Below are 18,358 nucleotides of genomic sequence, written 5' to 3'. Positions count from 1 at the left end.
CGGCACGTCGGTCTTTCGGGTCGTTGCTCGCAGCCGATAAGCGTAAATGGCGGGTCGGGGCTTACCAGGCTTATTCGCCGCGCTCCGTGTGGAGCCGCCGCGCACCAACTGCTGCAGGTCCGGCCACGAGCAAACTCGCGGGTCCAGCAAGCAACTTCGGGATCACACCGCTGGTGGCTCAATCCTCTCGATCGTGGTCATCCGGTCGATGGACCGGTCGAAGGACGCGACCTTGCCAATCCCGGTGCTCTCGGCGCAGGCGACGAGGTACGCCTCCGCGAAGGCGATCCGTTCGCTCTCGTAGACCTCGATCGTGCGCAGGAGAAGGGCCGAGTCCACGCAGAGCATCGAGTCGAAGCCGACGAGCGACCGCATCGCTTGAGCAATCTGGTCGCGGGGCGTTTCGTAGAACGATTCCAACGCGTACACCGTTTCGGCGACGACCAGGTCGGTCAGGAGTAACTCAGGCTCGGCTTCGAGGTAGGCAGTCGCGCGTGCGGCCATCTCCGGCGGGTGGCCCGTCAGGTGTCGGACGAGGACGTTCGTGTCGACGAACGCGCTCAACGCCGACCCGCAGCCCGATTCGTCCTGGTGCGGCGGATCACCTCGTCCCAGGCGACATTGCGTTTGGCCGCCGGTATGCGGATCGTGCCGGCCAGGGCGAGGAAGTCCGGTGTGCGGGCAAGCACCGCTCGGTTGCCCGCGATCCGGAAGACGACCTGATCCCCCTCCGTCAACCCAAGCGCATCACGCACCGCTTTGGGGACCGTCACCTGCCCTTTCGACGTCATCTTGGCCGCAGCATCCATCGGGGCGCCTTACTTTCAGAAAAAAGCAAGGATACCTCCGGCGATACGTTGGCCCGAGTGCCTGCTGCACCCGTACCCTCACAAGCTGTGGAGCTGCTCGTCGCCGCCAACCCCGACGAAGGCTCGCGACTGCCCTACCTGATCCGGGTGCCGGTGGGTGCCGGGCTGGTGTTCGCCACGTCGGACGTATGGCCGCGAACCAAGGCGTTGTACTGCCACCGGCTCGACATCGCCGAGTGGCCCGCCGACCCCGTCCTGGTCGACCGGGTCGAGCTGCGCAGCTGCAGCCGCCGGGGCGCGGCTATCGACGTGGTCGCCGCGCGCTCCCGAGAGAACCGATCGCAACTGGTGCACACCATGGCCCGCGGCCGCCAGGTGGTGTTCTGGCAGAGCCCCAAAACGCGAAGGCAGTCCCGGCCCGGTGTGCGGACCCCCACCGCTCGAGCCGCCGGCATCCCTGAGCTCGACATCGTCGTCGACGCCCACGAACGCTACCCGTACACCTTCGCCGACAAGCCCGCGACGACAACGCGTGAAGCACTCCCCTGTGGTGACTACGGGCTGAAAGTAGCTGGGCAACTCGTCGCAGCGGTCGAGCGAAAGGCGCTGTCGGACTTGGCCTCCGGTGTGCTGACCGGCCGGCTGAAGTACCAACTCACCGAGCTCGCCGCGCTGCCGCGGGCCGCCGTCGTCGTCGAGGACCGCTATTCGGAGATCTTCGCGCTTACCTACGCCCGGCCGGCAGCAGTGGCCGATGGACTGGCCGAATTACAGATCAGCTTTCCCAGCGTGCCGATTGTCTTTTGCCAGACCCGCAAGCTGGCCCAGGAGTACACCTACCGCTACCTCGCCGCGGCGCACGCGTGGTCCGTTGACAACGACGACGCCGCAACGGTTTTCGAGTCGGCTCCGCAAGCCGAGCCCAACAGCGCCGAGCTGCGCGCGTGGGCGAAAACAGTAGGCCTGCCGGTGTCCGACCGCGGGCGGCTGCGCCCGGAGATTCTGCAGGCCTGGCGGGCCGCGCATCACCGGTGACTAACCGCACCTCGCGGTCGTTGAGAGGTCCCTAACGCAGGGAGCCGGGCGGCGCGAGCCACCGCGACGGCTGACCCGTGATCGACGCGATGATGCCATAGTCGTGGTCGTCGTGCAGGATCGGCAACTGGGCGCCTCGGCGGCGGCCGCGATCACAAGGTCGACCGGCTTGACACCGAGGTGGTGGCCGGCCGCCGCCAGTTCGACCTGCACTTCGCGCGCCCGAGCCAGCACGCGGCGGCCGATCGGGCACTGGAGCAGCTGCCGAGGTGGCGTGACTGCAGGATGACGCGATCGCGGTTACGCGCACTCCGGAGCAACTCGAGACATATGACGTCACAGGTGGCGACGAGCCCTCTGCGGGCCGACTCGTCGAACACCTCGAGGAGACGCGCATCATTGCGGGACTTGCTCCAGGCACTCGTATCGACGAGGTGAGCTTGAATGAGGGGGAAGTCAGCGACGAGCGGATCGGCGCCCTGCCGCGTCGGTGACGTCGAAATCGCGCAAAGTAAATTCTTCCAAGGCTGCCCGCCTTACAACGGCCTTACAACGGCTGCCATTGCCGCGTTGATTGTTTCGGTTATTCCGCGAGTACCGAGAATCAACCGAGCCTTATGCCGCCCCTGCATCTCGTTTGCTCATTCACGATATCGCCTTGGACGTTTACAATGCATCGCTCGACAATGCGATTTGATGTCTGCGCTTAAGGCCGGGCCGCGGCGCGGTAGCCAGCGAGCCAACGCCCGGCATACGTCGACAACGATACCGCCGCAACGCTTTCCGATACGTCTAACGGTAAGGGTTGCCGGTGTTCGGTCGGGTGCGCACGATGCGCATCAATGTTGAGCTACAGCAGCTCAACGAGCCCGGCCGGTGCCGCATCGGCCAGGACCGCGTCGAAAGTAAGCAGCCGGCCACCGTATCTTGCGGCCAATGCAATCAGATGACGGTCCGTAACAATACGGTGAGTCGAAACAGCCGCGCGATCGCCACCCTCGCCCACCACCAACGGCACGTCGTCGGGCCAAAACGCGTGGCCCGGAAGCCTCCTCAGCGCCTCCAGTTGTGCGATAGCGGTCGCCGGTGTCGTCGACACCTGCATCAGCCTGCGATTGCTCGAAATGCGAACGAATCCCAGTTCGGTGATCGGCGTTGTGGCCCATCCACTCGACGAAGACCGCGTGAACCATTCCCGCGCCGCCACGTGGTGAGCGTGGTTGCGCCAGCTCAACGCGATCAGCACATTCACGTCGAGCAGTGCGGTCACACATCTTCCTCGAGTGCGCGGGCGACATCTTCGTCGGTGATGACCGGTGCATCCGATGGAACGTCGAAGACCGGAAACCCGTCGATCTCGACCATTCCGACCGGCCGCAGCGACCTACGCGCCAGCTCAGAAATCACCGCGCCGACCGACCGGCCCTCCGCCCGTGCGATGTCACGCGCATCTTCGAGGACATCGTCATCAATTTGCAAAGTGGTGCGCATGGCATCATGGTAGCGCCGGAGGTCACGCGTCTTCGGCAACAGCCCCCACGACGCGGTCGCCATTCAAGGTGGATGCATCCCGCGGTACCTCGAAGGCCGGCAGCGCTTTACCTGCCGCGGTGACGGCATTCCGCTGGGCTTCCAGCCGCTTCAGCGCCTCCTGGGTGAACACCGACAATCCGAGTTCGTGGTTGTAGCCGTGGATCTCTTTGACGTCGAGCTGGGCCAGGAAGTAGACGATCTCCTTGGAGACCACCTGACCCGGGACCAGCACCGGGAAGCCCGGCGGGTACGGCACCACAAAAGTGGTGGACACCAACGTCTTTCCCTCGGCGAGCCGCCGTCCGGCCATGCCGATCAGCACGTACTCGCGATCCGCCTCTTCGTAGCCGGCGTAGAAGGCCGACCGCATGTCGCCGAACACGCAGGCGTCTTCCGGGCGGAACGCAACGTCGAACTCGCTGAAGTCGGGCAGGTGCGGCAGGTCCTGGGTGATCTCCTCAACACGGCGCTGGTGCAGGGCCCAGTCGGCCGCGCTGGCCGCATTCTTGGTCCGATCGAAGTCGGTGGCAACCCGGCGCAGCACGTCGAGCAGATAGTGCACGCTCGACCAGGTGACGCCGATGGTGAAGATCAACAGCACGCTGTTGATCGACGTCTTGTTGATCTGGATGCCGAACCGCTCCATCAGGATCTTTTCGCGGAAGTCGTATCCGTTCATTCCGGTCGCCCCGATGAACAGGGTGACCCGCGTCGCGTCCAGCACGAACTGATCGGACCGCCACGCCTCGTTCCACTCGGCCAGGGCACCCTGCCTGACCTGACGGTACGAGCTGACGGCCGAGGCCCGGAACTCCTCGGGCACCAAATCGGACTCGTCAAGGATGCGGAACCACTTGCTGATCAACTTGTCTTTGCGGACGCGGTGGCGGAAGACCAGCGCCATGTCGTAGACCTGCCGGACCAGTTGGAATCCCTCGATGTCGACCTGCCGGCGCGCCAGGTCCAGCGACGCGAGAAGTTGCTGGTTCGGCGACGTCGAGGTGTGGGTCAAAAACGCCTCACCGAACGCGTCGCGGGCAAGCGCGTTGAAATCCTGGTCGCGGACGTGGATCATCGACGCCTGCCGCAGCGCCGACAGCGACTTGTGGGTGGAGTGCGTCGCGTACACCCGCACCCGCGCGCGGCTGGGGTCGGGCAGCAGCCGGCGGTCGAGCCACTCCGAGCGGTCGACCCCTTCCATCGATGCGGCCCAATCGCGGTATTCCTCGGCGTATTCCGGGGACGCCAACATCTTCTCGAGATGCTCGGCGGCCACCATCGCGGTCCGCTGCCGGGCCCACGGCACGGCGGTGGCAAACGCGTACCACGCCTCGTCCCACAAAAAGCAGATGTCCGGCTTGATCGCCAGCACCTCCTCCATCACCCGCCGCGGGTTGTAGACGACGCCGTCGAAGGTGCAGTTGGTCAGCAGCAGCATGCGCACCTTGTGCAGCTGCCCGGCCGCGTCCAGGTCCAGCAGCGCCTTCTTGATCGTGCGCAGCGATACCGCCCCGTAGATCGCGAACTGGGGCAACGGATAAGCATCCAGGTACAACGGGTAGGCGCCGGCCAGCACCAGGCCGTAGTGGTGCGACTTGTGGCAGTTGCGGTCGATCAGGACGATGTCGCCCGGCCGGGTCAGCGACTGCACAACGATCTTGTTCGCGGTTGACGTGCCGTTGGTGACGAAGTAGGTGTGGTCGGCGTTCCAGGTGACCGCGGCCTTGTCCATCGCCTTCTTGATGTTGCCGTGCGGGTCCAGCAGCGAGTCCAGGCCACCGGAGGTGGTCGAGGTCTCGGCCATGAAGATGTTGCGGCCGTAGAACTCCCCCATGTCCTGCAGCGATTTGGAGTTGAAGATGCTGGCGCCACGCGCCACGGGAAGAGCGTGAAATTGGCCGACCGGCGCCGCCGCATACGCGCGCAAGGCGTCGAAAAATGGTGTGGCGAACCGGTTCCGGAGCCCGGCGAGCACCGTGCTGTGCAGGTCGGTGACGTCGTTGAGCCGGTAGAACGTGCGGTCGTAGACGTCGGGCTCGTCGCCGTCGCCGGCCGCGATCGACTCGTCGGTGAGCAGATACAGGTCGATGTGCGGGCGCAGCTCCCTGATCCACTCACCGCATTCGATCCAGTCGTGGGCGCCCTCGATGGAGACCACGTCCTCGTTGGCGCCCAGCAACGTGTTCATCAGCGGCAGCCGGTCACGGGACCGCAGCGGCAGGTCGTGGCGGATGATCGCGGCCTGGATCTCGCCGTTGAGCGCGACGGCGGTGATGGCGTCCTCGACGCTGGGGGCCACCAGGAGCTCGAACTGGACATCGTCGGACGGGTTGTGCAGCGCCCGAAGCTGTTCGCACAGGCAGTCGGGAGCCGTGGCGGGCGCATCGTCGGCGAGCAGCACGGTGTAGAACTGCTGCTGTTTGGCCTGGGCCACCAGCTCCTGGTCGGCCAACGGCGCAGAAGTGTCGAAAAGCGCTGTGCGGTCGCCATATTCACTCAGCAGGCGGACGGCCAGCGACACCTCCTCGGTGAGCCGCACCGTGGACTTGCTCTCCAGGTGTGCCCGGAACGCCGCCAGATTCTCCGCGCCGGGATACAGCCAGTACCGCTCGTAGGCGCCGATGCGGTCCATCAGCCGCTTCACCTTGGCCATGTCGTGGGCGGTGTCCAGCCCGGCGAGGTCGACCTCGGCGAGGTGACGGCATGCGTCGTCGAGCAGATTCCACGTGTCGATGCGGGTGTACGAAGGATTGGCGACTGCCGCCAGCGCGGAGACGCGAAGCCGTCGCGGGCGGGCCTTGTCTCGAGTCATGTCGTCACCTTCTTCTGGTGCGGGTGGCCACCGTCAGTGCGGCTCATAATTATCGCGCGCGAGACGGAATCCGGGGCCCTGGACGGTGTCGGAATCACGCGACATGTCCGGCGCGCTGCCTTGGCGCATGCTGACACCCGCCATGCAGGGCGTCGGGCGGGGCGCGCTACCACGGTATGGTCGCGGATTTCGCATACGGCGAAGGTGGTGTTGTCCGACATCCCAATGCCACAGTAGATGTTTGCAGACGGCGATTGTAAGCACTCATCCATGTTGAGGAGTCGAGTTATCTCCCGCCGTCCCTGCCGCGTTGTTCTTCGTCGGAATCGACGGGGCTGGTGAGTCCTACGCCGTGTGCGTGATCGACCAAGCAGGCAAGGTCGTGGCTCGCTTCACCATCGACCATTCCGCGGACGGGATCGCCACCCTGATTCGACGATTAGCGAAATACGCTGCGGCGGAGGATATTCCGATCGCAATCGAACGCCCGAGCGGGCGGCTGGTGGACCTGCTGCTGGAGGCTGGACACTCGGTCGTGCCAATCAGCCCGAACGCGATCAAGACCTGGCGTAAGTGCGCGGTCCTCTCCGACGCCGAGGCCGACGCCGCCGACGCGGAAGTCATCGCCGAATACCTGCGGCTGCGCCACCTGGGCCCAGCCTTACTGATGCGGATCGAGGCGCCCCAGCCGGCGGACATCCCGAAAGCAATGAGCCATCGCGGACCCGTTGGCTACGGCAATCCGTTCATCCCGTTCTGGCCTAACAGCTGCCCAGCGGTACCGCCGCCGCCGCCGTTGCCCGTGGTCGTGCTGATCCCGGCGTTGCCGCCGTTACCTCCGTTGCCGATCAGCCATGCGTTGCCGCCGCTGCCGCCGTCACCGCCGACGCTACCCGATGTGATCCCACCCCGACCGCCAGCCCCGCCGTCACCGCCGTCACCGATTAACCCGGCCTTGCCGCCGGCACCGCCGGCCCCACCGAAGGTGGCGCCGGTGGTGCTGGAATGCCCGGCGGTCCCCCCGGCCCCGCCGCTGCCCCCGGTGCCGAAGAACATGCCGGCGTTGCCGCCCGCCCCGCCGGCCCCGCCATTGCCACCGAACAAAGACTGGGCGCTCCCCCCGGCCCCGCCGCTGCCCCCGGTGCCGAAGAACATGGCGGCGTTGCCGCCCGCCCCGCCGGCCCCACCGGTCCCGTCAGTGCCAATGCCCCACCCGCCGGCGCCGCCGGCACCGCCGTTGCCGAGGAGCATGCCGGCGTTGCCACCGGCCCCTCCGTCTCCGGCGGTACCGCCGGAGACACCGAACCCGCCGGTGCCACCGGCACCGCCCGCGCCGAACAGCATGCCGCCGGCCCCACCAGCCCCACCGGTAGCGCCAAACCCGCCAGTGCCACCGGCACCGCCCGCGCCGAACAGCATGCCGCCGGCCCCACCAGCCCCACCGGTAGCGCCAAACCCGCCAGTGCCACCGGCACCGCCCGCGCCGAACAGCATGCCGGCGCCACCAGCCCCGCCGACCCCACCGGTGGGGCCGGGCCCGCCGTTGCCACCCGTCCCGCCCACGCCAAGCAGCCCGCCGACGCCACCTGCCCCACCGGCCCCACCGATGTCGAGGCTGCTGCGCCCGCCCATGCCGCCGGCGCCGCCGTTGCCGAACAGCCCGCCGGCCCCGCCGTTTCCGCCGGCCCCGCCGTTTCCAGAGGTTGAGTTGCCGCCGGCGCCACCGGCCCCGCCGTTGCCGAACAGCCCGGCGGCCCCGCCGTTCCCGCCTTCTTGGCCGGACCCGCCGGACCCGCCCGCCCCGCCATTGCCGATCAATATCCCGCCGTCCCCGCCGTTTGCTCCAGTTCCCGGGGCCCCGTTGGCGCCGTTGCCGATCAGCGGGCGCCCCACCAGTGCAAGGGTGGGCGCATTCACCGCGTTCAGCAGATTCTGCTCGGCGTTAACGGCCTCGGCGATGGCATACGAGCCCGCACCTGCGGTCAATGCCTGCACGAACTGGTCATGAAACGTCGCCGCTTGGGCGCTCAGCGCCTGATACCCCTGAGCGTGCGCGCCGAACAACGCCGCGATAGCCGCCGATACCTCATCGGCGCCCGCGGCAAGCACCGTCGTCGTGGGGGTTAGCGCGGCCGCGTTGGCGGCGCCGACCGTCGAACCAATCCTCGCCAAATCCATAGCTGCCGCCGCCACTAGCCCGGATTTTTCGCGAAACTGTGCGTGACACGGTGTTGAGTTAGCGAAAGTGCCTGTCCTGCAATGGATAATGAGGTTTCTTCAAGTCGTCAGTATCCAGCGGGGAGGCACTTTCTAAGTGAACGGTAGCGCAGCGGGTCCGCGGGTGAAAGTATCAGCCGACGGTGCCGGTGTCGTGTCGCATGCCGGGGTGGGCATGCTGCGGGAGGTCGCCGATCTGACCGGGCTGTCGTCGCAGGTCACAGCCGTGTTGGCCGATACCTACCGGGGGCCGTGGATGCATGCACCCGGGGTGGTGTTCGCTGATCTGGCCGCGGCGGTGGCCGACGGCGCGGACTGCATCGATTCGGTCGGCGCATTGTGGGGTGACCGCCAGCAGGCGTTCGGGCCGGTGGCCTCGACGAGCACGCTGTGGCGGTTGGTTGATGAGCGCATCGACGCCGCGCATCTGCCGGGGATTCGGGCGGCCCGCGCGCATGCCCGCGCCCAGGCGTGGGCGGCCGGGGCGGCCCCCGAGCACGGTGGGTGGCTGCACCTGGATGTCGATGCCACCATCTGCGTTGATCATTCCGACAACAAGGAAAACGCGGCAGCGACCTGGAAGAAAACCTTCGGATTCCACCCGCTGCTGGTGTTTTTGGACCGTCCCGACATCGCCGCCGGGGAGGCCTTGGCCGGGTTGCTGCGCGCAGGCAACGCCGGCTCGAACACCACCGCCGACCACATCACCGTTCTTGAGCAGGCGCTGGAATCGCTACCGGCGGCCTACCGTCCCGACCCGGACAACCCCGACGGGCCGGCGGTGTTGATCCGCTCGGATTCGGCCGGGGCCACCTACGGGTTCGCCGCGGCCTGCCGTACCGCGCACGTGGGGTTCTCCTTGGGCGCGGTCATCGACTCCCGCGTGCAAAACGCTGTCGAGATCCTCAACGACGCCGATGCCTGGTATCCGGCCATCGACACCGACGGCGCCATCCGCGACGGCGCCTGGGTCGCCGAGGCCACCGATCTGGTGGATCTGTCGGCTTGGCCGGCCGGCACGCGGTTGGTCCTACGCAAGGAGCGCCCGCACCCCGGCGCCCAGTTGCGGTTCACCGATTCTGACGGCCACCGGGTCACCGGGTTTCTCACCGACACCGCCGACGGGGCCATCCCCGGCCAGCTGGCCGGCCTGGAGTTGCGCCACCGCCAACACGCCCGGGTGGAAGACCGCATCCGCCAAGCCAAAGCCACCGGCCTGCGGAATCTACCGTTCAGTGCTTTTGACGCCAATGCCGCCTGGCTTGAAATCGTCCTGGCAGCCACCGATCTGATCGCCTGGACCAAACTGATCGGCTTCACCGAGGACCCGGACCTGGCGCGCTGCGAGATCGCCGCCTTCCGCTACCGGGTGCTGCACGTGGCCGCCCGCATCACCCGCGGCGCCCGCCAGGTTCGCCTGCGCATCGACGCCACCTGGCGCTGGGCCAAGGCCATCACCGCCGCCTGGATTCGCATCCGCGCCGCCTTCACCTAACCACCCGACCTCCCTGACCCGACCAGACGAAAGACCCCGGCCCCCAGGAAGCCCGCCCACCGGCACGACAGCCGGCGACCTGTCGCACCCACCTGCCAGAATCGGCGTCACCAGCCGGCCAGAACCCCGCTCACACCCCACCCATCAAGCAGCGCGAAAAATCGAGGCTAGTTCTGGCGCCGCAATCACAAACGACATCTGACATCCCTCTCAACACGACACAACGCATACCGACTGCCGATTGCCTAGTCACCAACGGGAAGTGCGGCACGCCGCATCATCTCGTGATCCGGGGCCAACATATCCCAGGTTTCCACCGACTGCTCCGCTTTTCGCTCGCCCGCCACCACTAATCGATTTCCCGAACTCCGGGGACTTTGATAGCGGTTCGGTGGACATGATCGTCATTACGCACAACGAATACGACAGACTCGGCGGTTTCGTGGTCGAATGCGCCATTCGGCGCATGTGGGGAGGCCGTTGATTTGGCGGCACTGCTTGCCAGCTTCGATCATTCCCGCGGCGCAACGGGCGCATCGCCGTCTGCCCGTCGCACCGTGTTTGACATTGCGGGCGGGGCTGCCGCAGATCGAGGTCATCGACTCGATGCTGTTAGTCGACCACAGCGTGCAGACCCGGGCTGGCGGCGCACCGACGCGCGGCACGGTGCGCGTGTCGTTGCGGCTTTCGCGCGGGCTGGCCACCGCCACGGAGGGTACAGTCGAGCTCAGTGGCCAAACGCCAGCAGCGCCGTCCCGGCCTCCGGTGCCGGATGCGCGGGTCTCGAGGTCGCCCGTCATCTCGCGCCGCCTGCGGAGCCGGTCCCGGTGCACCGGGAAGGCGAGTTCGTTGTCGCCACGGTCATCGCGTATTCAAATCTGTTGCCCACCTTGGATATTGCGGCCAAAACCATCTGGGCCGCGGAGCCGCACTGACCGCGGCTCGGCCACCGTGGTAGGGCCGCAATGGGCTCGGCGCTGCTGTGTATCACCGAGGCCTGCAACAGACCATTCCGTCAAGCACTCACCACCTTCGCCGACAACAGCCGCCACGAAAGCCTCTGAGCGGCAAACATCTACAACGCGGCACGAAGGCAAAGACCACATGCTGTACACATCCTGGCGCTAGCCTGGACGCGCGGTCATCTGGCGCTGCCGGCAAGACCGCATCCCCTATGACCCGACCACCACGGTGCCGCGGGCAAATTCACCCTAACCGCATCTCCCTCTCTGGCAGGGTTAGTTGAGACAGCATGGTTCGAAAATATCTGACCAGGTATTGAGCGGCGTGCCTCAGCTAGTTTGAGCGCGTGGCCGGTGGTGGTGCCTCAGCTAGTTTGAGCGCGTAGCCGGGGAGGCTTGCCTGATGTGGAGGGCAAGATCGACATGGCCGCGAGACGGCAGGTAACAAACAAACTGCAGGCCCAGTACCGCAGAGCCTTGAGGGCAGACAAGAGCAAGATCTTGGATCGGGTGGTGGCTACTACGGGGATGGGCCGCTCGACAGCTCGCCGGATGCTGACCGGCCCGGGATTGCCGGACCCGGCAGTGCCGGCCGATGGGCGCAGGCTGCGGCCGCGTGGCTTCAGCGACGATGCCAGGGCGCTGCTGGAGCACGTGTGGGCGTTGATGGGCATGCCGTGCGGCAAGTACCTGGTTGTGATGCTCGGGTTGTGGCTGCCGCTACTTTCCGAGGCCGGTGATCTTGACCGGCCGTTTGCCACCGAGCGGGCATTGGCTGAGTTGAAAGCGATGAGCGCGGCGACCGTGGACCGCTACCTCAAACCCGCCCGGGACCGGATGCGCATCAAGGGCATCACGACGACCAAACCCTCACCGCTGCTGCGTAACTCGATCACTATCCGAACCTGCGCTGAGGAGGCGCCAGAGGCGCCGGGGGTGATTGAGGCCGACACCGTGGCGCACTGCGGTCCGACACTGATCGGCGAGTTCTGTCGACCGTCACGTAATTCCCCAGGGCTGCCGTCACGGAATTCCCCAGGTGCGGGCCTCGATGGTATGTGTACCGTGCCCGCGGTGGCGTTGTCTAGCTGACGCTGCGTCCGGGCCGTTTGCGGGGCCGGTAGCTGGGTCCGTCCATGAGGATCTGGTAGCTGCTGTTGATGATCCTGTCGAGTAGCGATTCGGCGACGACCGGGTTCGGGAATAGGCCGTACCAGTCGTTGGGGGCGCGGTTGGAGGTCAAGATCAGCGGCTTGCCGCTGACCGCGCGTTCGTTGATTAGCTCGTAGAGGTCGTCGGCGTGCATGGTCGTGTGCTCGCGCATCGCAAAATCATCAAGAATCAACACGAGCGGTTTGGTGTATTCGCGGATGCGTTGGCTAACTGCGGTCGGCGTGCCCGCCGGCGAGGTCGGCGAGCATCCGAGAGGTTTTGGCGAAACGGACGTCGCCGCCGCGTCGGGCTACAGCATGCCCGAGTGCTTGTGCCACATGGGTTTTGCCTACCCCAACGGGTCCGTAGAGGATGACCGACTCGCCGGCGTCGAGCCAGCGCAGCGCGGCCAGGTCGCGCAGTATGGCGGCGGGCAGTTTCGGGTTGGCGGAGAAGTCGAAGGATTCGAAGGTGGCTTGTTCTTCGAACTTCGCGCGGCGGATGCGCCGTGTCAGGGCGGCCGATTCGCGGCGGGCGATCTCGTCCTCGCACAGTGCTTGCAGGAATTCGAGGTGCCCGAAGTCGCCGTTGCGGGTCTGGGCTAGCCGGGCGTCGAGGGTGTCAAGCATGCCCGACAGTTTCAGAGTGCGCAGCGCGTTGCGCAGCGCGGGGTCACAAATACCCATGAAGTCGTGTTCTCCTTGTGAAATAGCTTATGTGGGTTGTGATTCGGTCAGATTCCGGGACCCGGGTGACTTTCAGCCGACTCCGCCGGTGTCGCCGGTGGCGAACTGGTCGGGGCCACGCAGGAACGCCGCGGTAGTGGCGGCGGCGCCGGTGGCCGGTTCGGCGGTGGTGGCGTCGTGTTCGGTGCCGGCGGCCAGGATGCCCTTGATGGTCCGATACGCCGGGTCGCCGACGGCGATCGCGCAGGCGCAGGCGGCTTCGAGCCGATCACAGCCGTGCTTGTCGCGCAGCCCGAGCACTCCTTGCGCCGAGCGCAGGTGGTGGATCGCGTTGTCGCGCATGAATTCGGCGATCACCGCTTCGCAGGCGGGGCCGACCTGGGCGGCGGTGTGCCGACACCAGGTGGGGTTTTCATCGCGAAGGCGACCTTCTCCGGCGGGTAGTGGGAGAAGTCGGTGGAGCGCCCGAGGCCCGCCGCACATGGGTGGCGACGACCTCGTTGTGGGCAAAGATCTGCACGATGTCACCGGCGGTGCGGGCGTGCAGGCGCCGCCCGATCAGCCGCCATGGCACGCTGTAGAGGGCCTTGCCGACCTTGAGGTGCGTATCGACCCCCACGGTGCCGATAGACCAGGTGGTGAGTTCGAACGCGTGGCGCGGCAACGGTTTCAACGTATCGGCCTCGATCGCTTCGAACACCCGCAGCGGCTGGCCGCCGTCGAGGGCCCGTGAATGTCGTAGCCCGGCCACCTCCCGGCTCCACCGGGCCGCCTCGCCCTGCATCTGAGCCAGCGAGGTGAACTCGCGGCCCCGCCAGAACGAATCCCGCACATACGGCATCGGCCGCTCGACACGAGGTTTGTCCTTGGGCTTGAACGCCCGGGCCGGGTCGATCAAGCAGTCGTAGTGGGCGGCCAGCTCGGCGTAGGTGCGGTTGATCTTCGGGTCATATAGGTCGGGCTTGTCCACCCCGGTCTTGAGGTTGTCGCACACCAGCCGGGCCGGAATACCATTGAAGAATTCGAATGCCTCGACATGGCAAGTGCACCAGGTGGTTTGGTCCATCCTGACCACAGGGCGAACGAACAGGTGCCGCGAGCACGACAGCACCATGACAAACGCCCACACTGCGACTCGCTTGGCTGTGGCCGGGTTCAGCCACATTCCTAACCGGCCGTAGTCGATCTGCGCTTCGCTGCCCGGCGGCACTTCGCCGCGCGGCACGCTCACCCGAGCACGAGCCACCTCATCGGCGAAATTCATTGCCACCCAACGCCGCACAGAGGACTCCGACACGTCGACCTGATGGTCGTCACGTAGCCGCTGCGCGATCGTGGCGACCGTAACATCGGCGTGCAGCCAGTCCTGATCCGGTCGCTATGCCGGTCGATCAACGGCCACGTCGATGCCCGCGCGCCGCGATCATCCAGTCCGGGAAACCACTGCGCGATCCGCGCCGCCCACTGCTCGGCGCTCAGCGGTTCTCCGCCTGGGCCAATGCCCTCGGCGACCGCCGGGGCCAGATACTTGCGGATCGTCTTACGATCCATCCCCAGCGACTGCCACAACTGCACCTGTGAGCGACCAGCCTGCCAATGCGTGTACAACTCGATCAGATCGAACATCTCGATATCTCTCCTCGCCATCAGTGCCCCTTCGTCCGCCGTACTCCGACGGATCAAGAGCGAACATGTGTGCGAGGCCCACACCCGGCAGACACACCGCCCAGGGTGGGGAATTACCTGACAGCCAGGGTGGGGAATTCCGTGACGGACAACCCCTCAAACCTGGGGAATTGCGTGACCGCTGACAAGTTCGCCCGCACTCTGACGATGACTGATCTGGTGACCGGTTGGACCGAGAACTGCTCGATCCGCAACAATGCGTCGAAGTGGATCATGGAGGGCATCGAGCAGCTGCAGGGGTGCTTCCCATTCGCGATGGTGATTTTCGACTCAGACTGCGGTTCAGAGTTCATCAATCATGACGTCGCTGCCTGGCTGCAGGCCCGCGACATCGCCCAGACCCGCTCACGGCCATACCAGAAGAACGACCAGGCCCATGTGGAGTCCAAGAACAACCACGTGGTACGCAAACACGCGTTCTACTGGCGCTATGACACCGCGCAAGAGCTCGAGTTGCTCAACCGGTTGTGGCAGCTGGTGTCGTTGCGTCTGAACTTCTTCACCCCGACAAGAAGGCCGTCGGGTACACCACCACCGCACAGGGCCGCCGCACACGGATCTATGACAAGCCGGCCACCCCGTGGCAACGCTTACAGGCATCAGGAGTGCTTGACACCCAACACCTTTCGGCTATAGCCGCCCGCATCAAGGGAATCAACCCCGCCGAGCTGACCCGGCAGATCAACGCCATCCAGATGCAGCTGCTCGACCTGACCAAGGACAAGACCGAGACCCTGGCCGCCGACCGTCACCTCGACCTGCAAGCATTGCAACCGTCAATCAGCCGATTGGCCAAGACGAAGTAATGCAAGCCCCCCACGCGCTCACAATGCCTGAGGCACCAGCCACTACTTCGCGCTCACTTTTGTGTGAGGCACCTCGTTGAGGGCAAGTAAGGATTGCAACGAACAATGACCGCGACTTTGACCGAGGTCCGGACCTGTAGCACCGATGATGAAGGAGTGGGAACCTATTCGACCGTTGGGCCACGGGCGGATCGTCCCCGGCGGCGCACCTTCACCCCGGAGTACAAGGCGGCCATCGTGGCTGAGTACGACGCAATGACCGAGCCGGGTGCGCGGGGTGCGCTGCTTCGGCGTGAGGGCCTGTACTCGTCGCACATCGTGGAGTGGCGGCGAGCGCGCGACGCGGGCGCGTTGGACGGGCTTGCCCGGTCAGGCGGTCGGGGCAGCAAGGACCGCGACAAGGCTGAGATCGAACGACTACGCAAGCGGGCCGAACGGGCCGAGGCCGAGCTCGAACGCACCAGGGCCGCACTGGATCTGGCGGGAAAAGCACACGCGCTCTTGGAGACGCTCTCCGAGAGCACGGGCACGCGGCCCGGGTCGAAGAAGTGATCGCACAGTTGCTGCCCGAGGTGGAGCGGCTAACCTCCACCGCGCAGGCGTGCGCGCTTTTGGGCAAGCCACGCGCGAGCCTGTACCGACAACGCAACCGCTCTGCTGGCCCACGCCGCAAACCCGGGCCGGCGGGACCGCCGCCCAACGCGCTCGACGCCGTTGGGCGCACGCAGATCCTCACGGTGTTGTGCCAGCCGCACTTTGCTGACAAGGCGGTCGCGCAGGTGTGGGCCGAGCTGCTCGACGAGGGCGTCTACCTGTGCTCGCAGTCCACGATGTACCGGATTGATCCTGCGTGCGCACAACATGACCCGCGAACGGCGGCGGGTAGCCACACACCCGCCGCGGGTCAAACCCGAGCTGGTCGCCCACCAACCCAACGACGTGTGGTCGTGGGACATCACCAAGCTGGCGGGGCCGGTGCGCGCGGAGTTCTACCAGCTCTATGTGATGCTGGACATCTTCAGCCGCTACCCCGTCGGCTGGCGCGTGGAACACCACGAGGACGCCGACATCGCCCAGGACTGGATGGCCGAGCTGACCGCGCTACACGGGCGGCCCGGCGCGATCCACGCCGACCGGGGCTCGGCGATGACGTCGAAGAACGTCGCCCAGCTGCTAATCGACCTCGGCGTGGCGCGCAGCCACTCGCGCCCACGGGTGTCAAACGACAACCCGTTCAGCGAATCCCAGTTCAAAACGCTGAAGTACCGCAACGATTTTCCCGAACGGTTCGACTCGATCGAGCACGCCCGCACCTGGTGCAAAGACTTCTTCGACTACCTGCGCCACGAGCACCGCCATTCCGCGCTCGGCCTGCACACACCGGCCTCGGTGTACTTCGGCACCGCAGCCCACATCCAAGCCGCACGCGCCCGGGTCATGGCCGAAGCCTACGCCGCCAACCCCAACCGGTTTAGCAGCCCACCACAGCCCCCGAAACTACCAACCGCCGCATGGATCAACCCACCGACCCCACAACCGAAAATAGTGTCCACATAGTGAGACGCTGTCTCAAACACCTTGACAGCTACCGCCCGCTACCTGAGGTTGATAGAGGGAATGTCATGCCGGCACACCAGCTTTCGGACAGCTAACAGTGTGACGCACCGCGCTCATCGCGCGATCATTTTGCCCAGGTCGATCCCGGCCGGGTCAGTCGTCGGCCTCGTCGTCGCTGTCGATGATCCGCCGATTGCCGCGAGTACTCCGATTGCTCCGGTTTCCGAGGGGACTCTCCCCCCAACGCAGCATCGGCAACTGCGGAAGCTCCCAGCGGCGCCCCGGCAGATCGGTGACATCGCTGAGCGATCTGACGACGCCCTGGGTCAGGCCCATGATGGCGGCCATCACCGGCAACAGCGGCTGCAGCGGCTTTGCCGCCGTGCGAACGGTGCTGATCCGGCGCGCCAGGATCAGGCGTTCGATCGAGTGATACAGCCAGGCGCCGACGCCGAGTGCGTAGATCGCCAGCACCGACGCGACGATGGCCCACCCGAACGCGGCGCACACCACGGCACCGAGCACCACCGTCGCAGCCAGCCAGGCGGCGATCACGACACGCAGCTCGAGCCGGGTCATGATGCGTTGCCTCGCACGGCCTGGGCCGCCGCACGGATCTGCGGCGTCACCAGCATGACCTGGCCCAGCACACCGTTGACGAAGCCCGGCGAGTCGTCGGTGGACAGCTCCTTGGCCAGCTCGACGGCCTCGTCGACGGCAACCGGCCCCGGCACATCGTCGGCGTGCAGCAGCTCCCACACCGCGACCCGCAGAATGGCGCGGTCCACCGCGGGCAGCCGGTCCAGCGTCCAGCCCTGCAGGTGCGAGGCGATCAGGTCGTCGATGTGCGCGGCGTCCTCAGCGACCCCTTTGGCCACCGCGACGGTATACGGGTGCAGCGGCGCCACGTCCGGCTTGGCTTCGGCCAGTGTGGTGCGGACGTCGACCACCTCGGCCGGGCTCATGCCTCGGGCCTCGGCTTCGAACAACAGGTCCACGGCGCGCTTGCGGGCCTGATGGCGTCCCTTGACCGGCTTGGACATGGTCATGCACGGCCCAGGTAGCTGCCGTCGCGTGAATCCACCTTCAGCTTGTCCCCGGTGTTGATGAACAGCGGCACCTGGATCTGCGCGCCGGTCTGCAGGGTGGCCGGCTTGGTGCCCGCGCTGGACCGGTCGCCCTGCAGACCCGGCTCGGTGTGGGTCACCTCGAGTTCGACGGTCACCGGCAGCTCGATGTACAGTGGCGCGCCGTTGTGGAACGCCACCTGCACCGGCATGCCCTCCAGCAGGAACCGCGCGGCGTCGCCGACCAGGGACTCCGGCAGCGGGTGCTGCTCGTAGTCCTCGCTGTCCATGAACACGAAGTCCGAGCCGTCGCGGTACAAGAACGTGGTGTCGCGCCGGTCGACGGTGGCGGTGTCCACCTTCACCCCGGCGTTGTACGTCTTGTCGACGACCTTTCCCGACAGCACGTTCTTGAGCTTGGTACGCACGAACGCCGGCCCTTTGCCGGGTTTGACGTGCTGGAACTCGATGATCGTCCACAGCTGCCCGTCGATTACCAGGACAAGTCCGTTTTTGAAGTCAGCAGTGGTCGCCACGGTCT

At 66.2% G+C, this 18,358-nt stretch carries 14 protein-coding genes and 5 pseudogenes; 8 read left to right on the top strand and 11 right to left on the bottom strand.

Annotated features, from left to right (window positions below; all coding sequences use genetic code 11):
• Positions 1-162: 162 nt before the first annotated feature.
• Positions 163-564, bottom strand: a complete 402-nt coding sequence (locus G6N24_RS06020) for a PIN domain-containing protein (RefSeq protein WP_085159815.1) — start codon at positions 562-564, stop codon at positions 163-165.
• Positions 561-773 (bottom strand): AbrB/MazE/SpoVT family DNA-binding domain-containing protein, encoded by a 213-nt coding sequence (locus G6N24_RS06015; protein ID WP_331253225.1) that lies wholly within the window; start codon positions 771-773, stop codon positions 561-563. The genes G6N24_RS06020 and G6N24_RS06015 overlap by 4 nt, the downstream gene beginning before the upstream one ends.
• 123 nt (positions 774-896) lie before the next feature.
• Here G6N24_RS06015 and G6N24_RS06010 point away from each other — a divergent pair, with 123 nt between their 5' ends.
• Positions 897-1,844 carry an ERCC4 domain-containing protein gene (locus tag G6N24_RS06010; protein WP_085159820.1) on the top strand — a complete coding sequence of 316 codons (948 nt, stop codon included), beginning with the start codon at positions 897-899 and terminating at the stop codon, positions 1,842-1,844.
• Between the two features lie 850 nt (positions 1,845-2,694).
• Here G6N24_RS06010 and G6N24_RS06005 read toward each other — a convergent pair.
• Genes G6N24_RS06005 through G6N24_RS05995 form a run of 3 tightly spaced genes read right to left on the bottom strand, consistent with a single transcriptional unit; the run spans position 2,695 to position 6,189 of the window.
• The gene (locus G6N24_RS06005) at positions 2,695-3,114 is read right to left on the bottom strand and encodes a type II toxin-antitoxin system VapC family toxin (RefSeq protein WP_085159822.1); all 420 of its coding nucleotides are present in this window, start codon (positions 3,112-3,114) and stop codon (positions 2,695-2,697) included.
• Positions 3,111-3,335, bottom strand: coding sequence for an antitoxin (locus tag G6N24_RS06000; protein WP_085159834.1), 225 nt, complete (start codon positions 3,333-3,335; stop codon positions 3,111-3,113). Before G6N24_RS06000 ends, G6N24_RS06005 begins: the two co-directional genes overlap by 4 nt.
• Before the next feature lie 22 nt (positions 3,336-3,357).
• Complete coding sequence (locus tag G6N24_RS05995; protein WP_085159824.1) at positions 3,358-6,189, bottom strand: aminotransferase class I/II-fold pyridoxal phosphate-dependent enzyme; 2,832 nt, start codon at positions 6,187-6,189, stop codon at positions 3,358-3,360.
• A 352-nt stretch (positions 6,190-6,541) separates the two neighbouring features.
• Between G6N24_RS05995 and G6N24_RS05990 the strand changes: the two are divergent.
• Positions 6,542-6,778, top strand: a pseudogene (locus G6N24_RS05990) (IS110 family transposase); the annotation flags it as partial.
• 1,088 nt (positions 6,779-7,866) lie between these two features.
• Here G6N24_RS05990 and G6N24_RS25710 read toward each other — a convergent pair.
• Positions 7,867-8,367, bottom strand: a pseudogene (locus G6N24_RS25710) (PE family protein); the annotation flags it as partial.
• Positions 8,368-8,503: 136 nt separating this feature from the next.
• Between G6N24_RS25710 and G6N24_RS05980 the strand changes: the two are divergent.
• Both G6N24_RS05980 and G6N24_RS23845 read left to right on the top strand, forming a co-directional pair.
• Positions 8,504-9,901 carry an IS1380 family transposase gene (locus tag G6N24_RS05980; RefSeq protein WP_085159334.1) on the top strand — a complete coding sequence of 466 codons (1,398 nt, stop codon included), beginning with the start codon at positions 8,504-8,506 and terminating at the stop codon, positions 9,899-9,901.
• Positions 9,902-11,391: 1,490 nt separating this feature from the next.
• Positions 11,392-11,676: pseudogene (locus G6N24_RS23845) on the top strand (integrase catalytic domain-containing protein); the annotation flags it as partial.
• Positions 11,677-11,947: 271 nt separating this feature from the next.
• Here the strand turns inward: G6N24_RS23845 and istB are convergent.
• Both istB and istA read right to left on the bottom strand, forming a co-directional pair.
• Positions 11,948-12,701, bottom strand: a pseudogene (istB, locus tag G6N24_RS05970) (IS21-like element helper ATPase IstB).
• A 72-nt stretch (positions 12,702-12,773) separates the two neighbouring features.
• Positions 12,774-14,327 (bottom strand): annotated as a pseudogene (gene istA / locus G6N24_RS05965) (IS21 family transposase).
• Positions 14,328-14,534: 207 nt separating this feature from the next.
• On the opposite strand from istA, the gene G6N24_RS05955 reads away from it, so the two are divergent.
• The 4 genes from G6N24_RS05955 to G6N24_RS05945 all read left to right on the top strand — a co-directional run bounded on the left by G6N24_RS05955 (position 14,535) and on the right by G6N24_RS05945 (position 16,750).
• Complete coding sequence (locus G6N24_RS05955; RefSeq protein ID WP_232070700.1) at positions 14,535-15,023, top strand: integrase catalytic domain-containing protein; 489 nt, start codon at positions 14,535-14,537, stop codon at positions 15,021-15,023.
• Positions 14,993-15,193: a hypothetical protein gene (locus tag G6N24_RS24205; protein ID WP_232070699.1), complete on the top strand. Its 201-nt coding sequence runs from the start codon at positions 14,993-14,995 to the stop codon at positions 15,191-15,193. The genes G6N24_RS05955 and G6N24_RS24205 overlap by 31 nt, the downstream gene beginning before the upstream one ends.
• A gap of 105 nt (positions 15,194-15,298) precedes the next feature.
• Entirely contained in the window at positions 15,299-15,745 is a 447-nt protein-coding gene (locus G6N24_RS23840; RefSeq protein ID WP_179963471.1) for a transposase, read from the top strand.
• Positions 15,746-16,033: 288 nt separating this feature from the next.
• Positions 16,034-16,750 carry a DDE-type integrase/transposase/recombinase gene (locus tag G6N24_RS05945; RefSeq protein ID WP_232070698.1) on the top strand — a complete coding sequence of 239 codons (717 nt, stop codon included), beginning with the start codon at positions 16,034-16,036 and terminating at the stop codon, positions 16,748-16,750.
• A 153-nt stretch (positions 16,751-16,903) separates the two neighbouring features.
• On the opposite strand, the gene G6N24_RS05940 is transcribed toward G6N24_RS05945, so the two are convergent.
• Genes G6N24_RS05940 through efp form a run of 3 tightly spaced genes read right to left on the bottom strand, consistent with a single transcriptional unit; the run spans position 16,904 to position 18,353 of the window.
• Positions 16,904-17,329 (bottom strand): antitermination protein NusB, encoded by a 426-nt coding sequence (locus G6N24_RS05940; RefSeq protein WP_085160004.1) that lies wholly within the window; start codon positions 17,327-17,329, stop codon positions 16,904-16,906.
• A complete protein-coding gene (gene nusB, locus G6N24_RS05935) occupies positions 17,326-17,799 on the bottom strand; it encodes a transcription antitermination factor NusB (protein ID WP_139822370.1) in 474 nt (157 codons plus the stop codon). The genes G6N24_RS05940 and nusB overlap by 4 nt, the downstream gene beginning before the upstream one ends.
• Complete coding sequence (gene efp, locus G6N24_RS05930; RefSeq protein WP_085160008.1) at positions 17,796-18,353, bottom strand: elongation factor P; 558 nt, start codon at positions 18,351-18,353, stop codon at positions 17,796-17,798. The genes nusB and efp overlap by 4 nt, the downstream gene beginning before the upstream one ends.
• Positions 18,354-18,358: the final 5 nt, after the last annotated feature.

Source organism: Mycobacterium lacus (assembly GCF_010731535.1).
In the GTDB taxonomy this organism is placed as follows: domain Bacteria; phylum Actinomycetota; class Actinomycetes; order Mycobacteriales; family Mycobacteriaceae; genus Mycobacterium; species Mycobacterium lacus.
This window is presented reverse-complemented; position numbering and strand designations above follow the sequence as displayed.